The organism is Bacillus sp. SRI_025 (assembly GCF_057592095.1).
On record NZ_JBYEGB010000001.1, the window covers coordinates 875,151 to 891,360 of the forward strand.

14 protein-coding genes, 4 tRNA genes and 1 pseudogene are annotated in these 16,210 nt (G+C 41.2%); 3 read left to right on the forward strand and 16 right to left on the reverse strand.

The features are described 5' to 3' along the window. Positions 1–4: 4 nt before the first annotated feature. The 8 genes from AC20OE_RS04450 to AC20OE_RS04485 all read right to left on the reverse strand — a co-directional run bounded on the left by AC20OE_RS04450 (position 5) and on the right by AC20OE_RS04485 (position 5,537). On the reverse strand, positions 5–868 hold the full coding sequence (locus tag AC20OE_RS04450) for a two-component system regulatory protein YycI (RefSeq protein WP_058838356.1): 864 nt from the start codon (positions 866–868) through the stop codon (positions 5–7). After that, a complete protein-coding gene (yycH, locus tag AC20OE_RS04455; protein WP_058838355.1) occupies positions 855–2,234 on the reverse strand; it encodes a two-component system activity regulator YycH in 1,380 nt (459 codons plus the stop codon). Before yycH ends, AC20OE_RS04450 begins: the two co-directional genes overlap by 14 nt. After that, on the reverse strand, positions 2,224–4,062 hold the full coding sequence (walK, locus tag AC20OE_RS04460) for a cell wall metabolism sensor histidine kinase WalK (RefSeq protein ID WP_024424029.1): 1,839 nt from the start codon (positions 4,060–4,062) through the stop codon (positions 2,224–2,226). The genes yycH and walK overlap by 11 nt, the downstream gene beginning before the upstream one ends. Before the next feature lie 7 nt (positions 4,063–4,069). After that, positions 4,070–4,777, reverse strand: coding sequence for a response regulator YycF (yycF, locus tag AC20OE_RS04465; protein ID WP_024424030.1), 708 nt, complete (start codon positions 4,775–4,777; stop codon positions 4,070–4,072). A 347-nt stretch (positions 4,778–5,124) separates the two neighbouring features. Then, a tRNA-Phe gene (locus tag AC20OE_RS04470) sits at positions 5,125–5,197 on the reverse strand. A 27-nt stretch (positions 5,198–5,224) separates the two neighbouring features. Next, positions 5,225–5,301, reverse strand: a tRNA-Asp gene (locus AC20OE_RS04475). An 82-nt stretch (positions 5,302–5,383) separates the two neighbouring features. Beyond that, positions 5,384–5,455: transfer RNA gene (locus tag AC20OE_RS04480), tRNA-Glu, on the reverse strand. Between the two features lie 6 nt (positions 5,456–5,461). After that, a tRNA-Lys gene (locus AC20OE_RS04485) sits at positions 5,462–5,537 on the reverse strand. A gap of 342 nt (positions 5,538–5,879) precedes the next feature. On the opposite strand from AC20OE_RS04485, the gene AC20OE_RS04490 reads away from it, so the two are divergent. Beyond that, a complete protein-coding gene (locus tag AC20OE_RS04490; protein WP_024424031.1) occupies positions 5,880–6,404 on the forward strand; it encodes a peroxiredoxin family protein in 525 nt (174 codons plus the stop codon). 29 nt (positions 6,405–6,433) lie between these two features. On the opposite strand, the gene AC20OE_RS04495 is transcribed toward AC20OE_RS04490, so the two are convergent. The 7 genes and pseudogenes from AC20OE_RS04495 to AC20OE_RS04525 form a co-directional block, all read right to left on the reverse strand. Next, entirely contained in the window at positions 6,434–6,643 is a 210-nt protein-coding gene (locus AC20OE_RS04495; RefSeq protein WP_487268515.1) for a hypothetical protein, read from the reverse strand. A gap of 14 nt (positions 6,644–6,657) precedes the next feature. Next, positions 6,658–7,791, reverse strand: a complete 1,134-nt coding sequence (locus AC20OE_RS04500) for a DUF418 domain-containing protein (protein ID WP_487268517.1) — start codon at positions 7,789–7,791, stop codon at positions 6,658–6,660. A 136-nt stretch (positions 7,792–7,927) separates the two neighbouring features. Then, positions 7,928–9,217, reverse strand: a complete 1,290-nt coding sequence (locus AC20OE_RS04505; protein ID WP_024424032.1) for an adenylosuccinate synthase — start codon at positions 9,215–9,217, stop codon at positions 7,928–7,930. Positions 9,218–9,471: 254 nt separating this feature from the next. Next, positions 9,472–9,885: a VOC family protein gene (locus tag AC20OE_RS04510; protein WP_073980031.1), complete on the reverse strand. Its 414-nt coding sequence runs from the start codon at positions 9,883–9,885 to the stop codon at positions 9,472–9,474. Between the two features lie 130 nt (positions 9,886–10,015). Continuing rightward, positions 10,016–11,380 (reverse strand): replicative DNA helicase, encoded by a 1,365-nt coding sequence (gene dnaB, locus AC20OE_RS04515; RefSeq protein ID WP_024424034.1) that lies wholly within the window; start codon positions 11,378–11,380, stop codon positions 10,016–10,018. A gap of 220 nt (positions 11,381–11,600) precedes the next feature. Continuing rightward, positions 11,601–12,555: pseudogene (locus AC20OE_RS04520) on the reverse strand (DUF4885 family protein). Then, complete coding sequence (locus AC20OE_RS04525) at positions 12,552–13,496, reverse strand: DUF4885 family protein (protein ID WP_487268520.1); 945 nt, start codon at positions 13,494–13,496, stop codon at positions 12,552–12,554. Before AC20OE_RS04525 ends, AC20OE_RS04520 begins: the two are co-directional and overlap by 4 nt. A gap of 106 nt (positions 13,497–13,602) precedes the next feature. Here AC20OE_RS04525 and AC20OE_RS04530 point away from each other — a divergent pair, with 106 nt between their 5' ends. Then, positions 13,603–14,460, forward strand: coding sequence for a hypothetical protein (locus AC20OE_RS04530; protein ID WP_059376730.1), 858 nt, complete (start codon positions 13,603–13,605; stop codon positions 14,458–14,460). A gap of 118 nt (positions 14,461–14,578) precedes the next feature. On the opposite strand, the gene AC20OE_RS04535 is transcribed toward AC20OE_RS04530, so the two are convergent. Then, positions 14,579–14,797 carry a hypothetical protein gene (locus AC20OE_RS04535; RefSeq protein ID WP_059376728.1) on the reverse strand — a complete coding sequence of 73 codons (219 nt, stop codon included), beginning with the start codon at positions 14,795–14,797 and terminating at the stop codon, positions 14,579–14,581. 524 nt (positions 14,798–15,321) lie between these two features. Between AC20OE_RS04535 and AC20OE_RS04540 the strand changes: the two genes are divergently transcribed. Beyond that, positions 15,322–16,206 (forward strand): alpha/beta hydrolase, encoded by an 885-nt coding sequence (locus AC20OE_RS04540; protein WP_099663873.1) that lies wholly within the window; start codon positions 15,322–15,324, stop codon positions 16,204–16,206. Positions 16,207–16,210: the final 4 nt, after the last annotated feature.

The following is a 16,210-nucleotide window of genomic DNA, read 5'->3' on the forward strand; positions in this document are numbered from 1 at the left end:
TCTCTCACTCCATTGAAGATTTGTCATCTTTCTCTATATGATCAAGTGTTGAGCCATCGATGGCATTGATCAAATATTCTTCCTCTGTCTTTTTCTTTGAACCTGCTGATACGCCTTCAAGCTCCACACGCCATACAGGAACCATGACTTGCGTGCTTGCCCCCGGGTATTGCGTATAGTAACCAAGCTCTACCTTTTTCACGGTCGTGTTTTGGCTCAGCAAATTTTGCGTATATAAGTCCTTCACGGTTTCAAGTGCTGGGACAAGTGTTTCTTTTCTCACTTCATTAATCGACGTCACCATTGACTGCTGATAAGAGACAACTTCGTTTTGATCGTTAAGATCTAAGGTGATTTTCCCGATGGTTTCGGTGTCATCAAGGCCTTCTTGGAAGATGTATTTCCCTTTATACGTTTGAAAAAAGACGATTTCCCCTGTCTCTTCATCTATATTCCACAGCTTATAATTCTTCCCATCCAGCAAACGCTGGTTCACAAGGTTCGTCGCCGCTGTTTTGATATCCTTTTTCGGCAAGGCAACTGGTTTGTTGAAGGTCATTTCAAGCAGCGTGACAGGATCATCTTTGTCTGTTTTCGGGAATGTGCTTTTCGCCTTTTGATCAGCTAATCCGTCGACATCCTTTTTCGTATATTGTTTCTTTTCAGCTGTAATGCGGTATCCAATCTTCGCTTCATCTGATAGATTGCCATATTTGATCCCGTCTGCCTTCATTTCTTCCAGCGTATCCGTTTTTTCGATAATCGCAAAATGATCGGTTGACCGTTTTTCAAAGTATTGAAAACCTAGAAAGATATCGAGAACGAGAAAGGCTAGGATAAAGATCGTTTTGGTCTTATTCCACTCCATGATTCTCGCTCCCCTCTGTCAAAAGATCATTCGATAGAATCACGGTTTTGCCGTTATACTTCATACACCATACAGGCTCCAGCCAGACAAACATCCCTTGATCTTGGTCTGATGGAGTTGAAGCAGCTTGATATGCCGGGAAAATCTGTTCAATTTTCTCCAGATCATCATATTTCGTCTGCTTGATGATCAAGTCCTTAAGCTCTGTCCCGTTCATCAGCTTGACCTGTTCACTTTGACTCGCTTTATTGCCAAGAATATAATTTGGACGCTTGTAATTCAAAATGTCATCATTCGCCCATTGGACTTCAAGGGAGGTCATCCCAAATGGATGCTTTGTACTGTTCACAATCGGCAGACCGTCCATAAACATATTGAAGGACAGCTGCTGGTTGCTGTTGATGCCAAAGTATTGGTAGTCATCAGTAAAGCTTCCCGTATCATTGAAATATTTCACGCTTCGCTTGATCAAATCCCCCGTTTGGAAAACAGTGCTGGAATTGATATTGCGATGCTGATATTGAATGCGGTGGTCTTTTTGATTGGCTTCAAGGCGGCTTGTGCCATCTGTGTATACCGTCCGGTTTAAATTAGATTCCTCACCGACAAGACTCGGGTCCGTAAACAAAGCGTCTTTGAACTTGTTTGTCTTAATCGTTTCGATAAAGAACATTTTCGCTTCAAGCTGCTTTTGCTTTCTCGGAAGAAGGAAATCTCGTTTAGAATTCGTAGAGAATGTATAAAGATCATAGCGCGGCATCTCGTTTTGAGCGGCAGCGATACTGTCCATTAGATTACGGTAGTTGGCGGACTCAATTGTCAGCTCAAGCACCGTTTCCTTGCTGTATGAGACCAAGTACACTTTCTTATTGGCCTTATCCTGCTGAGCGAACGGCACGATCATCCGATCAAACGAGTTGTATTCAATGGACTTGTTCGGCCATTTAAAAAGCGCTTGGAAAATATCAATCGGAATCGGATCATTGAACACAAGATCCAATGTCTTTCCTTGCCCTTCGCGTCCATAGAAGAAATTCTTAAATTTCTGCTCGGAATATTGATCCGACACATCATTAATCTCTTTGACATCCCAAAGGCTCACATCATTCCAAAAGTTTTGAAAGAGTTCCTTTTGATCTACTTTAAAATGCTCCCCATTTGAATGGATAAACATCTCGCGCGGCTTCACGACATCAATGAGACTTCTAGGCTCGTCGCTTGAAATCTTCTTCGTTTCCACGACTTTTGTGCCTGTATCTGCCTGATCCTGCATGACGGGCTGGAACATCCAGATATTCCACGTAAATACTAGACTGATCGCAATTAGGATTGTCAATATTATGGTTTTAAAGGTCTCACGCTTCATCCCAATCATCCTCTTGTTCTTCATTGTACGGAAGGGTAAAGGTCACCGTTGTCCCTTTTCCTTCAATGCTGTCAGCCCAAATATCTCCGCCATGAGCCTGAACCATTTCTTTTGCAATCGCAAGACCTAGGCCGGTTCCGCCCAGCTTCCTTGTTCTTGCTTTATCCACTCGATAAAAACGTTCAAAGATTTTATCCATATCCTTCTTCGGAATACCGATTCCTTCATCTTTCACGCTGAATAACACAAGGCCTTTCTCTTCATCCAGATCAACGGTAAACGTGATGTGTCCACCCTCTGGCGAGTATTTCATGGCATTGGAAATGATATTATCGAGCACCTGTGTAATTTTATCTTGATCGATTTCCACATATACTTCACGCTGCGGCAGGTTGCGGATAAAATCGACATGCTGCTCCTTCGTCATTTCAAAACGATCAATGACGAGCGAGATAAACCTGATAAAGTTCGTCCACTCACGGTTGAATTGATAATCCTTGCTGTCGAACTTAGACAGCTGCAGCAGGTCATTGACAAGCCGGATCATGCGCTCAGTTTCATTTTGTGTGACACTAAGGAATCTTGGCGCAAGCTCCTTATCACCAATCGCACCTTCAGCCAGCGCCTCAAGGTAGCTTCGCATCGTCGTCAGCGGTGTGCGCAGCTCATGCGATACGTTCGCGACGAATTCACGACGTTCCGCATCAATTTTCTCCTGCTCAGTGACATCATAAATGACCGCAATTAAGCCATCAATTTTCCCATGCTCTTTCTGAATAACGGAGAAATTTACACGCAATACAGACAGCTGGTCTTCGCGTTCAATTTCGATCAGCATGGAATCTTGATTTTCGACTAAATCTTCAAATGTATGAGTTTCCTCTAAGCCAAGTAAAGACGTAATCGGCATCTCTAATGCTGTTTCACGTGAAACATTCAACAGCTCTAATGCGGGGCTGTTTAATAGAATAATTGCACCGTTTTGATTCGTTGCGATGACGCCGTCCGTCATATAGGCAATAACAGAAGAAAGCTTTTTCCGCTCACCCTCCGTCATCAGCTGAGCTTCCTCCAGCTCTCTCGTCAGATGGTTAAAGGTTGTCGCAAGCTGCCCAATCTCATCATGCCCATACTTCCGGACCTTCCTGGAGAAGTTCCCTTTGGCAAGCTCGATCGCTTGCTTTCTCATATCTGAAATAGGATGAGTGATCGTTCTGAAGATGAAGATACCAAGTAGAGCAGTCGTCCCAAGTGCAATCAGTGTTCCAGTCGCCAAAATGGTGTTAATGGTTCGCATTTGGTTAAACACACTTTCCATTGAAGACACAACATAAATCACACCAACGGTCTCTTGGTTCTCATTTTTTACGGCTGTCGCAGAAATACGCACCCTTTTATTTGATTCAGGGTCATAGAATTTTTTCTCATAGTCTTTGCCAACCGCGAAAATACGGCTAATGATTTGATCAGTGATTTTCTTGCCGGCAATCTCTTGGCTGCCGTTATTGACAGAGGCAATGACCTCTCTGCTTTCGTCAATATAGCTGACTTCAGAGATTTCATTAGACTCATCTTTGTTGTTAAAATCGTTTAATATCTTTTGAGCATCCTCTTTTAATTCTGCCTTGCTTTTCGATGAATCTTGTTCTAGGTAATACGATAACGAGTAGATTCGCTGATTCAAGGAATTATCATATGAATTAATTAAGGACTGCTCTAGCTGCTTCACAAAGTACACGCCAATGATCTGCATGGCGACGATGATCAGCAGCACGTAAATCAAGGTCAATTTGAAGTGAATCGAGCGAAAAAAACCTACTTTACTCATAAGAATCTTAGTCCTGCTCTGGGTTTCTTAAATAGTAGCCGACGCCTCGTCTTGTCACGATCCAGCTCGGATGGCTAGGGTTGTCTTCAATCTTTTCACGAAGACGGCGGACTGTAACGTCTACTGTACGGACATCTCCGAAGTAATCGTAGCCCCATACGGTTTGCAGCAAGTGCTCACGTGTCATGACTTGTCCGATATGTTTCGCTAAGTAATGAAGCAGTTCGAACTCACGGTGCGTCAATTCAATCGTTTCCTCACGCTTAGACACCACATACGCATCTGGATAAATGACGAGTGATCCAACCTCAATATCATTTGATTCAGATTCTTCCTCCGTCTGCGGAGCAGCGGTTTGTCTTCTCAAATTCGCTTTCACGCGGGCAAGCAGCTCACGCGTACTGAAAGGCTTTGTCACATAATCATCTGCGCCAAGCTCAAGGCCGATGACTTTATCAATTTCAGAGTCTTTTGCTGTCAGCATGATAATGGGCATGTCGTATTTCTTTCTCACTTCACGGCATACTTCAACACCATCTTTATTCGGCAGCATAATGTCGAGCAGAATAATGTCCGGCTTAATTTCTTCTACCATTTCAAGGGCTTCGTTTCCATCATATGCACAATGAACCTCATAGCCCTCTTTCCTTAAATTAAATTCCAATATATCAGCAATCGGTTTTTCATCATCTACGACAAGAATCTTTTTTTCCATTGTGATTTCCTCCTGCATTTTTAGCATCTATGTCATTCCATTTTGCATGTATCATTACGCCTTTTCCGTTTACGAAAAAAAGGCTCACTGTCTATTATAACGTTTTACGAGGCAAAGATAAAAATAATAACGGCTTTCTTTTCTAGTAAACGTTGGATAGAAAGGCGCCGCTCAAAAAAATTGATGACTTTTTCCTTTTTTATTGAAACTTTTCCAATCACCAGCCGTCTATATAGATGTAACGTCTTCTTCTTATGGAGCCGGGCCCTACCTAGGTCCGGCTTCTCCCTTTTTATGCCTTCTTTTCATAATAAAAACGCACCTGCGATTGCAGATGCGTTTGGAAGTGGCTCGGGACGGAATCGAACCGCCGACACACGGATTTTCAGTCCGTTGCTCTACCAACTGAGCTACCGAGCCATCATCAAAAAGATGAATATGTATAAATGGCGGTCCGGACGGGACTCGAACCCGCGACCTCCTGCGTGACAGGCAGGCATTCTAACCAACTGAACTACCGGACCTCAGTAACTTGCCCGAAAAAGCAATCGTGGTGCTCCTTCAAGCAAGTGAGGAAAAAATTAGCTTAACGCTAAAGTAAATCAATGACCCGTACGGGATTCGAACCCGTGTTACCGCCGTGAAAGGGCGGTGTCTTAACCGCTTGACCAACGGGCCAATACATGGTGAGCCATGAAGGACTCGAACCTTCGACCCTCTGATTAAAAGTCAGATGCTCTACCAACTGAGCTAATGGCTCTCGGTTTGTGAAAAGTAAATCTGAAGAAGTTGTATTGCGTCAAACCAATCGCTTTAAAAAAGCTGGAACATCGCATCCTAACAAGTTTCAGAGACCTTTGCAACAACGAGATTTATAATATCATAGAATAATTACATATGGCAATACGTTTTTCGACATTTTTTTAAAAAAAGTGTCGAATGTCAAATCTGCTTTCAAAGCCTCCACTTCTGCAACCGCCTTCATTTTACACGTCTTTTCGGATGATCTCTGCCTATTCAAACACATAGACACGTTTCAGGCCGCTCAAAAATGGCTATACATGAAACAAGTGACATTGTCATTGAAAAAGGAGGAAGCAGTATGAGTTCATTCAAATTAGGAGATAAAATGCCCAACTTTTCACTTCCAACAATACAGGGCGATCACATTGATTTCGACAAACATTTAGAGGAGCATCAAAGCTGGCACCTGATCGTTTTCTTTAGAGGATCTTGGTGTCCGGTATGTGTAGAAGAATTAAAAGAGCTCGAACAGCAGCAGTCCTATTTTCAGGACAAGGATATTCACTTGATGGCGATTTCAACCGATAACCCTGATGACTTGAAGGCATTTGCGGATAAAGAGGGACTGTCCTTCCCGATCATGTATGACCATGACCTCACGTCATTAAAAGCATATGAAGTCCACTATCACGGGGAAGATGCCCCATATGAAGACCACGGGGTGCATGGTGAACCCGCCTATTTCTTATTAAATGAAAAAGGGCAAGTGCTCTATCAGCAAAGACAAACTAGTCCGTTTGGCAGACCGCATGCCAACGAATTACGCAAAATCATTCAGTACATCCGTAAAAACTTAAAAGGCCAATATAAAAGCCTGAAGTAAGAAAAAAGCCCTCGTGATGAGGGCTTTTTTTATGAATGTTTTTTGTTAAATAGCCAGTCAGCGGAGAAAAAAACAAGGAGTCCCGCCATTAAAATGACAAAAGTAACCGGTGGCCTGTCACCTTGGAAATACGCGTACAACGCATGCCCTCCTAATGCCAGAAGATAAAAGACAAATGCCGGCACAGCCGCTTTATGTGCATTCGCTTGTTCTTTTTTCGTCATTTTTTTAAAAAACATATTGTCTATCCCCTTTATGATGCTTTTTTCATCGTCACCCTGCGAAGTGCCAGTGAACGGATATATTCCATTGGTCCAATTCTCCAAACCTTTAGGCAAACTGCTGAAATCGCGATTTGCAGAAGTGAAATTAACAGCCATGCCAATACAATAAGGGGCGCATTGATTTGACCGCCAAGACCCAATCCCCAGCTATAAAAAAGAATGGAGCAGATGACATTTTGCAGGATGTAGCAGCTAAGCGCCATTTTCCCTACATATTCAAACCAATTCCACATGAACCATGACTCCGTGCGTGCGAGGAGCTTCGCAATGACAGCTATATAGAAAATAGAGAGGAATGGTGAAAAGGCGTAGCGCACCACAAATTCCACTAGATCGTTTGGAACGAAGACTAGTGCATTCAGCGGCAGACCAACCCACAGTCCGATTCGGAACAATATTTTCCGGAGAGATTGTCCGCGTTCGTTTGCATAAAATACACCGGCTCTCATCATCCGCACACCTAATAAAAACAGAAATGTGTTCATTGGAATGATAAAGATCGCTTCTTCTCGGTACATGAAAAAGTATTGTAACCGTTCTTGAACCTGCGAAATCCATGTCTCTGGCAGCTGCTCTTCCAGCACCGGTTCACCGTTTTGATCATCGGCCGCTGACTCCATTTCAGAGAGGGAGTACACCATCAAACATGACATGACGAGCAGATGAATCACACCTGAGAATATCATGCCCTTTTTGATACGCCTGCTGCCTCCCCGTACAATGTAAGCCACAAGTAGCCCAGTAACGGCATAACTCATGAGCACATCATATTCCATCACGAGCGCAAAATGGACAAAGCCTTCGATAAATAAAAATAAAAGAATCCATAAATAAGTGCCCGGCCAAGGCGTGTTTTTCCTTTTTGCCTGCTGGTATTTCAGCTCCAATCCAACACCAAACATGATCGTGAGCAGCGAGAGCATTTTTCCATAAACGAACATGGAGACAAGGCTTTCAAGAAAACTGCCATTTTCATATTCATCCGCAATCTGATCTGTCGCAAAGGTATCCCCTGTGTACGCAAAAAACCAGACGTTCGTTCCCAATGTGCCTAGTATGGCAAAACCTCGTAAAATATCTAATAATCGTATTCTTTCTTTCACTAGAACGCTCCTTCCCTCTATACAGTTATCATATTTTGGTAATGACCGGAAGTCCGCTCTACTGAAATTAAGGAATATTTAAACAAAAAAACACCAGTAAAATGCGAGATTTTACTGGTGTCTCATCAATCTATTCTTATGGACGGTACACGCTGCGGACAACGTTCGTTTGTGAACGATCTGGTCCGACTGAGAAAATGGAAAGTGGAATACCTGTTAATTGTGAAATGCGTTCTAAATAATGGCGGGCATTTGCAGGCAGTTCACTTAAGTTCTTCACACCTGTAATATCCTCTGTCCATCCAGGCATTTCTTCGTAGACAGGCTCACATTTCGCTAATTCATTTAGGCTTGCTGGGAATTCCTCTGTGATTTCTCCGTTCAATTTATAAGCAACACAGATTTTCAACTTTTCAATCCCTGTTAGTACATCAATTGAGTTAAGAGATAAATCTGTAATTCCGCTCACACGGCGTGCATGACGGACAACAACGCTGTCAAACCAGCCGACACGGCGCGGGCGTCCAGTTGTCGTACCGTATTCACGGCCAACCTCACGAATTTGATCGCCAATTTCATCATGGAGTTCTGTCGGGAATGGGCCATCTCCAACACGTGTTGTGTACGCTTTTGACACGCCGACCACATGTTGAATTTTCGTTGGTCCTACACCAGAACCAATCGTCACTCCTCCAGCTACTGGGTTAGATGACGTCACAAATGGGTATGTCCCTTGATCGATATCAAGCATGACCCCTTGTGCTCCTTCAAATAGCACGCGGCGGCCTTCATCTAGTGCATCATTCAGAACAACAGATGTGTCTACGACATATTTTTTCACTTGCTGGCCATATTCATAATACTCGTCTAAAATATCTTCAATCTTGAAGCCTTCTGTGTCGTACATTTTCTCTAAAAGACGATTTTTCTCTTCTAGATTACGTGCAAGCTTCTCTTCAAATACTTCACGATCTAATAGATCTGCGACACGGATACCGACGCGGGCTGCTTTGTCCATATAAGCTGGTCCGATTCCTTTTTTCGTCGTGCCGATCTTGTTAGCCCCTTTCCGCTCCTCTTCTACCTCGTCCAATTTTAAATGATAAGGCAGAATAACATGGGCTCTATTGCTGATTCTGAGGTTATCTGTACTCACATTCCGTTCGTGAAGATACGCAAGCTCAGTGACCAACGCTTTAGGATCAACCACCATTCCATTACCGATGACACAAGTTTTCTCTTTATAAAAAATACCGGATGGAATGAGGTGTAGCTTGTATGTCACTCCATCAAATTTGATCGTGTGACCTGCATTGTTTCCCCCTTGATAACGGGCAATCACCTCTGCATTTTCTGAAAGGAAATCGGTAATTTTCCCTTTCCCTTCGTCACCCCACTGCGTACCTACTACGACTACTGAAGACATATCGTGCACCTCCGTTAACCTTTCAAAACGTTATCTCTTTCAAACACATTTATTTTATCAATGCACACCGAAAAAGTCAACGCGAAATCCGAACATTAATATCTCGAAATCAAATTTTGTTCGCTTTAAATATATAGAAAAGCGCTTTAATCACTTCTTTAGCGCTTAGAAATGGAGATTTTGAGAAAAAACAACTTTTTATCGTGTCCACTGTTCATCAACATAAAAAAGACCCCCAGCAATGGGAGTCTTTTTTAAACCGGTGTAATACCATCTGTATTCATCAGCACAACCCGATACCCATCTGGATCTTCAATGGTTGCTCCTCCCCGGTCCCAGTAAGGATTCGTTGAGGTGACATGCCGGCCGCCAAATGAAATCAATCTCTCTTTCATTTGCTGAAATTCCTCTGCATCCGGAATATAGAAAACAAGCAGCTGTTCTGGATGCGGGACGGGCAGGCTTTCTTCTTCTTCATGTTTGGTGATTTCTAAATGAACATGCTGGTGAGGCAGCCCGAGCATCACACCATCGTACCCTTCATGCTGATCAAATGAGCCTATTCGTTTGAGCCCTAAGCCTTCTTCATAAAAGGAAACAACCTCTTTCATGTTGACGGTTGGGCGTGCGATCCGTAATTGAGCGGCTTCAAACTGTTGAAATTTCATCAGTCTTCACTCCTTTTCTCCTTTTAGTATACGCTCTCTCTTTTTCTCTCTCCTCCTCATATTGACTGTTTTTTCAATCATTCTTTCGATGTAGATCAATCAAAAAAAGCCCAGCTTCTTGAGCTGGGCTTTAAGCACCGGGCGGAACACCCGCATCATCAAATCTTCTTTCCAGGTTGACGAATTTGTTATATTCTTTGACGAACGCCAGTGATACTGTACCAACTGGACCGTTACGCTGTTTGGCAATGATAATTTCGATAATGTTCTTATTCTCTGATTCTTTGTCATAGTAATCATCACGATAAAGGAATGCCACGATATCGGCATCCTGCTCAATACTTCCTGATTCACGAATATCAGACATCATCGGACGTTTGTCCTGACGCTGCTCAACCCCACGTGAAAGCTGAGACAAGGCAATAACCGGAACTTCAAGTTCCCTTGCCAGCGATTTTAATGCCCTAGAGATTTCAGAAACCTCCTGCTGACGGTTATCACTTGATCGTCCGCTCCCTTGAATGAGCTGCAAGTAGTCAATCAGGATCATGCCAAGACCATTTTCTTGCTTCAAGCGGCGGCATTTCGAGCGAATTTCACTTACTCGGATTCCAGGTGTATCGTCAATGAAAATCCCGCTGTTTGACAGCGAGCCCATCGCCATTGTCAGCTTGCCCCAGTCCTCTTCTGTCAGATTACCGGTTCTTAAGTTCTGTGCATTGATATTCCCTTCTGCACAAAGCATACGCATAACGAGCTGCTCCGCCCCCATCTCTAAACTAAAGATGGCGACACTTTCGTCTGTTTTGGTCGCGACATTTTGGGCAATGTTCAATGCGAAGGCGGTTTTCCCTACTGATGGACGAGCCGCTACAATGATTAAATCATTTCGCTGGAATCCAGCTGTCATCCGGTCAAGCTCAGAGAAACCCGTTGGAATCCCTGTGATATCGCCTTTGCGGTTATGAAGCTGTTCAATATTATCGTATGTTTGAACAAGAACGTCCTTAATGTTTTGAAAGGCTCCTGAGTTTTTACGCTGCGCCACTTCCATAATGGTCTTTTCAGCATCACTTAACAGGTCTTCTACTTCATCCTCACGCGTGTACCCATCCTGTGCAATGGTTGTCGCCGTACGGATCAGACGTCTTAAAATGGATTTCTCTTCTACAATTTTTGCATAGTATTCAATGTTTGCGGCAGTTGGGACCGAGTTCGCAATATCGGTTAAATACGAAATCCCCCCTACCTCTTCTAGTAAATCTGTATTGGCAAGCTCAGATGTCACCGTGACAAGATCGACCGGTTCTCCTCTATCGCCAAGGATAAGCATCGCATTGTAAATCTTTTGATGCGACATTCTATAGAAATCCTCTGGAATTAATACCTCAGAAGCGAGCGTTAGCGCAGATGGTTCTAAAAAAACAGCACCTAATACGGCCTGCTCGGCTTCTATATTTTGCGGCGGCAGCCGGTCATCGAGAAGTTCCGTCATGCCAAGCACCGTCCTTTCATAAAAAAATACGCTACTCATCATTTTAACATTTTCATCAATAAAAAAGTGAAAAACATCGACTATAGTCAAAATTACCATGAGGATGTTTCGTTGAACAGCGAAACAACGCACTTCAATAGAAAAGACTCTGTAACATAAATTGTTATAGAGTCCTTTATTAACGATATCTAGTTTTGTACCTGTTGTCGTCCACGTTTTGTTAATCTATCGGTTTCTTAACCCCATAATTCTCTTTTTGTCCAATGTCTTGTAAAGAGCCGTTTTGGTAACCAATAGAAGCACCAAATCGGGAATAGAGTCAAACCCATTTTTCGCTAGATCAAAGAGCTGTGCACCATATGTGAAGCGGCAATACGTGCATTTTCAGCTGTATATGGATTTTTCAGGAGTTCTTCTTTGTATAGATCAAAAATATTCGCTCCGTTATCCGTTACAAATTGACCGTTTACAATGCTTAAATCTTTTAAATTGTAGCCTGTCACCGTTTTGATTTGATTGACAAGATGGAACTTTGCTAGTGAATCCGGTGTGAATTGAGTAGAATCATCATTTCTGCTTTTCATAATATGGAAAAATAATTCTCTTGTATTGTTGGTTGTATTTAATAGGTCTTCTATTTGTTTCATCAGCGATTCGTCTTTTGAACCACTTACCACTAATTTAAAATTGTTCGGGTCAATGGTAAAGGTTAAATTCGTGTTTTTAGGAATGGTTATACCGTTTTTAGAGAATAAATCTTGTAATTGTTCGTTCACTTTTTGACGATTGAGTATTTTCTTTTCTACACTTTCTTGTGTAGGATCGTACCGTTTTTCATTACGGAAGGCGGCATCATTAGAATTATAATGCCCTCCTGTTCCACTATTAGCCCATCCAATTTCAATAGAGTAAGCCGCCTCTCTTTCCGGTTTGGTTAAATCATTTCTATAATAAGGGGAATGTGGATTTCGATACTTATCAAATATATGACCATGAGGGTCTTGGAATCGTTTATTTTGTTCATTAATTTTTTCGTATTTTTCATCTAATATTTTCATTCGTCTATCAGCTTCTGTCATCACCTCATTTGTACTTTTAATAGCTGAATGGCTATTGAAGTCCGGAAGGTTCTGCTTATTTAGAATGGCTGTCGTGTTAGATGTATTTATCTTCACTTTGATACTCCGTAATTCACCTTTTGTCCAATGTCATATAAGGAGCCGTTTTGGTAACCAATAGATAACACCAAATCTGGAATAGAATCAAACCCGTTTTTCGCTAGATCAAATAGCTGTGCTCCGTAATGTGAAGCGGCAATGCGCGCATTTTCTGCTGTGTATGGATTTTTCAGGAGTTCTTCTTTGTATAGATCAAAAATATTCGCTCCGTTATCCGTTACAAATTGACCATTTACAATGCTTAAATCCTTTAAATTGTAGCCTGTCACCGTTTTGATTTGATTAACAAGGTGGAACTTTGCTAGTGAATCCGGTGTGAATTGAGTAGAATCATCATTTCTGCTTTTCATAATATGAAAAAATAGTTCTCTTGTATTGTTGGTTGTATTTAATAGATCTTCTATTTGTTTCATCAGCGATTCGTCTTTTGAACCACTTACCACTAATTTAAAATTGTTCGGGTCAATGGTAAAGGTTAAATTCGTGTTTTTAGGAATGGTTATACCGTTTTTAGAGAATAAATCTTGTAATTGTTCGTTCACTTTTTGACGATTGAGTATTTTCTTTTCTACACTTTCTTGCGTAGGATCGTACCGTTTTTCATTACGGAAGATGGCGTCATTAAAGTCATATTGACCTCCTTTATTATTCCTTGCCCAACTCATTTCCATAATGTAAGCAGCTTCTCTTTCCGTTTTTGTTAAATCACTTCTGAAATAAGAAGAATAAGGGTTTCTATACTTATTATATATATGGTCTTGAGGATCTTTGAATCGTTTATTTTGTTCATTTATTTTTTCGTATTTTTCATCTAATATTTTCATCCGTCTATCAGATTCGGTCATCACCTCATTTGTACTTTTAATAGCTGATTGATCTTTAGAGTCGATTCGGTTCTGATTGTTTGAAGGTATCGTATATGACGTATTGATATTCATTTTGATTCTCCTTTTAAAAAATAGTGATTATTAAATATATCGGCAATTCAGTTAAAATTTGTTAGTTTTGATCCGATATAGTAATTATTACAAGGAGGGTTAAAATATGACAAATACTATTTTCAAACGTTTTTTATTACCTGCATTATTATTAGTGCTTATTACTAGTTTTTTTGCACCTCATTCAGCAGAAGCAGCGATTACGGGGAATAACAGTCCTAACACAGCAAGCTCAATGGGATATTGGAAATATAGTCGTCCAGATACGACAATCTTACCTGAAGGTGAAAATGAAGCGTATTATCAGTTTACGATCAATAAAGGTGAAAGAGTTTATGTCAGAAGTTCGTATAATAAGCAATATACAGGGATGAATATCGAGGTGTATAATTCTAAATATTCTAGGACAGGGTCCGAAGTTATTAATCCTGATTCAGTAACGCCTTTTATTTTTGCTAATACTGGTGACGTGACTTCAACTTCTGAAACTTATTTTGTGAAAGTGACCCGTGGTACATATACAGGGAATATGTACTTTACTGTTTCCATTCAAGATCGTATTAAATCTGGGAATGGGACATTCAATTTTACGGGGACTGCTACTAACTTGGGGAATTCTTCTTTAAATTTTTTAGGAGTTGATTCTTCAGTCATTACAATGGATTTAACTAATAATTCCACAGTTCCTAAACGTGCTGTAGTTAAATCGATTTCGACAACTAGTACCCAAACACCCAACCAAGGGAATGTCACTCACAAACTGATGGCTAGTGAAAGTAATATTTGGTACACATCACTTGTTTCATCTGCAACAAGTGGTTCTTACCGTATTTCTCTGGATGATCAATTAAAAGTCGCGCAAAAATGGAGCTTTAAGTACAACGCAAAGGCTACAGCGAGATCTACTATGAGCAATGTCAAAGCCGATATTCGTTACGAATATGATGTCACAGATGGATTTTAATTGAATGGTGTTTGCAGAAAAAAAGTAAGGGGACATCCCTTACTTTTTTAATTGCCGCATTTTTGATGCTATATGATCTTTTGCCACTCTTAAAACAGCACCGTCCTTTCATAAGAAATTATTGGGGTTTTTGCTTGAGGGCGTGTTGAAAGAGGAGGATGGTGATCATATCGGTGGCCCGCTGGTATAAATCCCATTGTTCATAGGCCGCAAATGACATCCGTATTTCATGTAATGACTGTTTCATTTCATGATATTCTTCCACTGTAAACGTATTTGTCAGTTTGAGCTGATTTTCATGCAGTTTTAGCCTCAGCTTTCCTAATGAAGTTTTCATTCTGCCTACATTCCCTTCGATCTTGTCTTCCTTAGAAAATTGTATATGAATTTACGTATAATATTGAATAAGTTGTGAGATATGATCACCAACTTTTCGAAAAATTCTCCTCTTTTTTCCTAAAAATACAAGAAGGTCTATAGACTTATTTTTCCTCAAAATGATTTCAAGAAGAAAAACCTATATATATTCCTGAATCAAACAGAAGAAAATGGTAAATATCCCGAGACGGTCAAGGTCTTTTGGCATTTCTCCTCTTTTTAAATGACTCAGTCCGGCATTCCCTATTTCCATTCATTTGGTAGTTATTTAGTCCTTTATTTTCATAATATTTAGATTAAATGATCAACTACACGACTTAATGAACATTTGACTTCATAATTGATAACCATTATCATTTGATTTGCTTGCGTGATAATTGAGAATCATTTTCATTTCAATTCTATTACTACACTCATCCTATATCCGCAAGCCTGCTTTTATCATCGTATGAGGCTCAATTTGAGGAAGGGGATTTTTTACATATGTCCAAACGCCCTGATGGAATGGGTGCTGAGGATTCAATTTTCGGAGAAAGCCGTCCTTTTTTTATACCTGGGACGGAGCAACTGGATATCACAGCACACCCATATAGACTTTTTATATTTAAACCGAATACTACTCCTCCAGCGGCTGGTTTTCCAGTCATGTACGTACTTGATGGGAATTCACTTTTTGGCACAATGGTCGAAGCACTTCGTTTACAGTCAAGAAGACCGGAAAAAACAGGTGTCGTACCTGCCATCATTGTCGGAATTGGCTATCAGACAGAAGCGCCCTATCATCCGCTCAGGCATTATGATCTCACTTTAACCGGCCCTGACGCTTCCATTGGTGGCAAAAGAAAGGACTTCTCCAACCATACATATGGCGGCGCCTCTGCGTTCTTTTCTTTTTTAGAAAAGATTGTAAAGCCTTATATCGAGCAGCGCTTTCCGATCAACCAGAGTCGTCAAACACTGTTTGGGCACTCTCTTGGCGGTCTTTTTGTATTACACACACTATTTGAGCACCCTGATGCTTATCAGACATATATTGCGGGCAGTCCTTCTATCCACTGGAACAAAGATTTATTTCTAGAAAAAGAACACCAATTCACCAATCATATACGTCAGATGTCTATGGATGCCAGGCTGCTTGTAGGTGTAGGTGAATTAGAAAAACATCATCCATGTCAAATGAATGATCATGCACATGCACTAGCAAATCGGATGCTGCCTTTATCTTCATATGGCTTGCATACGGCCTATCACGAGTTCCCTGAAGAAGGACATACGTCCGTTTTACCAGTGCTAATGAATTACGCTTTTCGTTTTGCACTCTATCATGATGATCCTTTCACAACCACAGACATGAAGGAAAGGCAGTGAACAC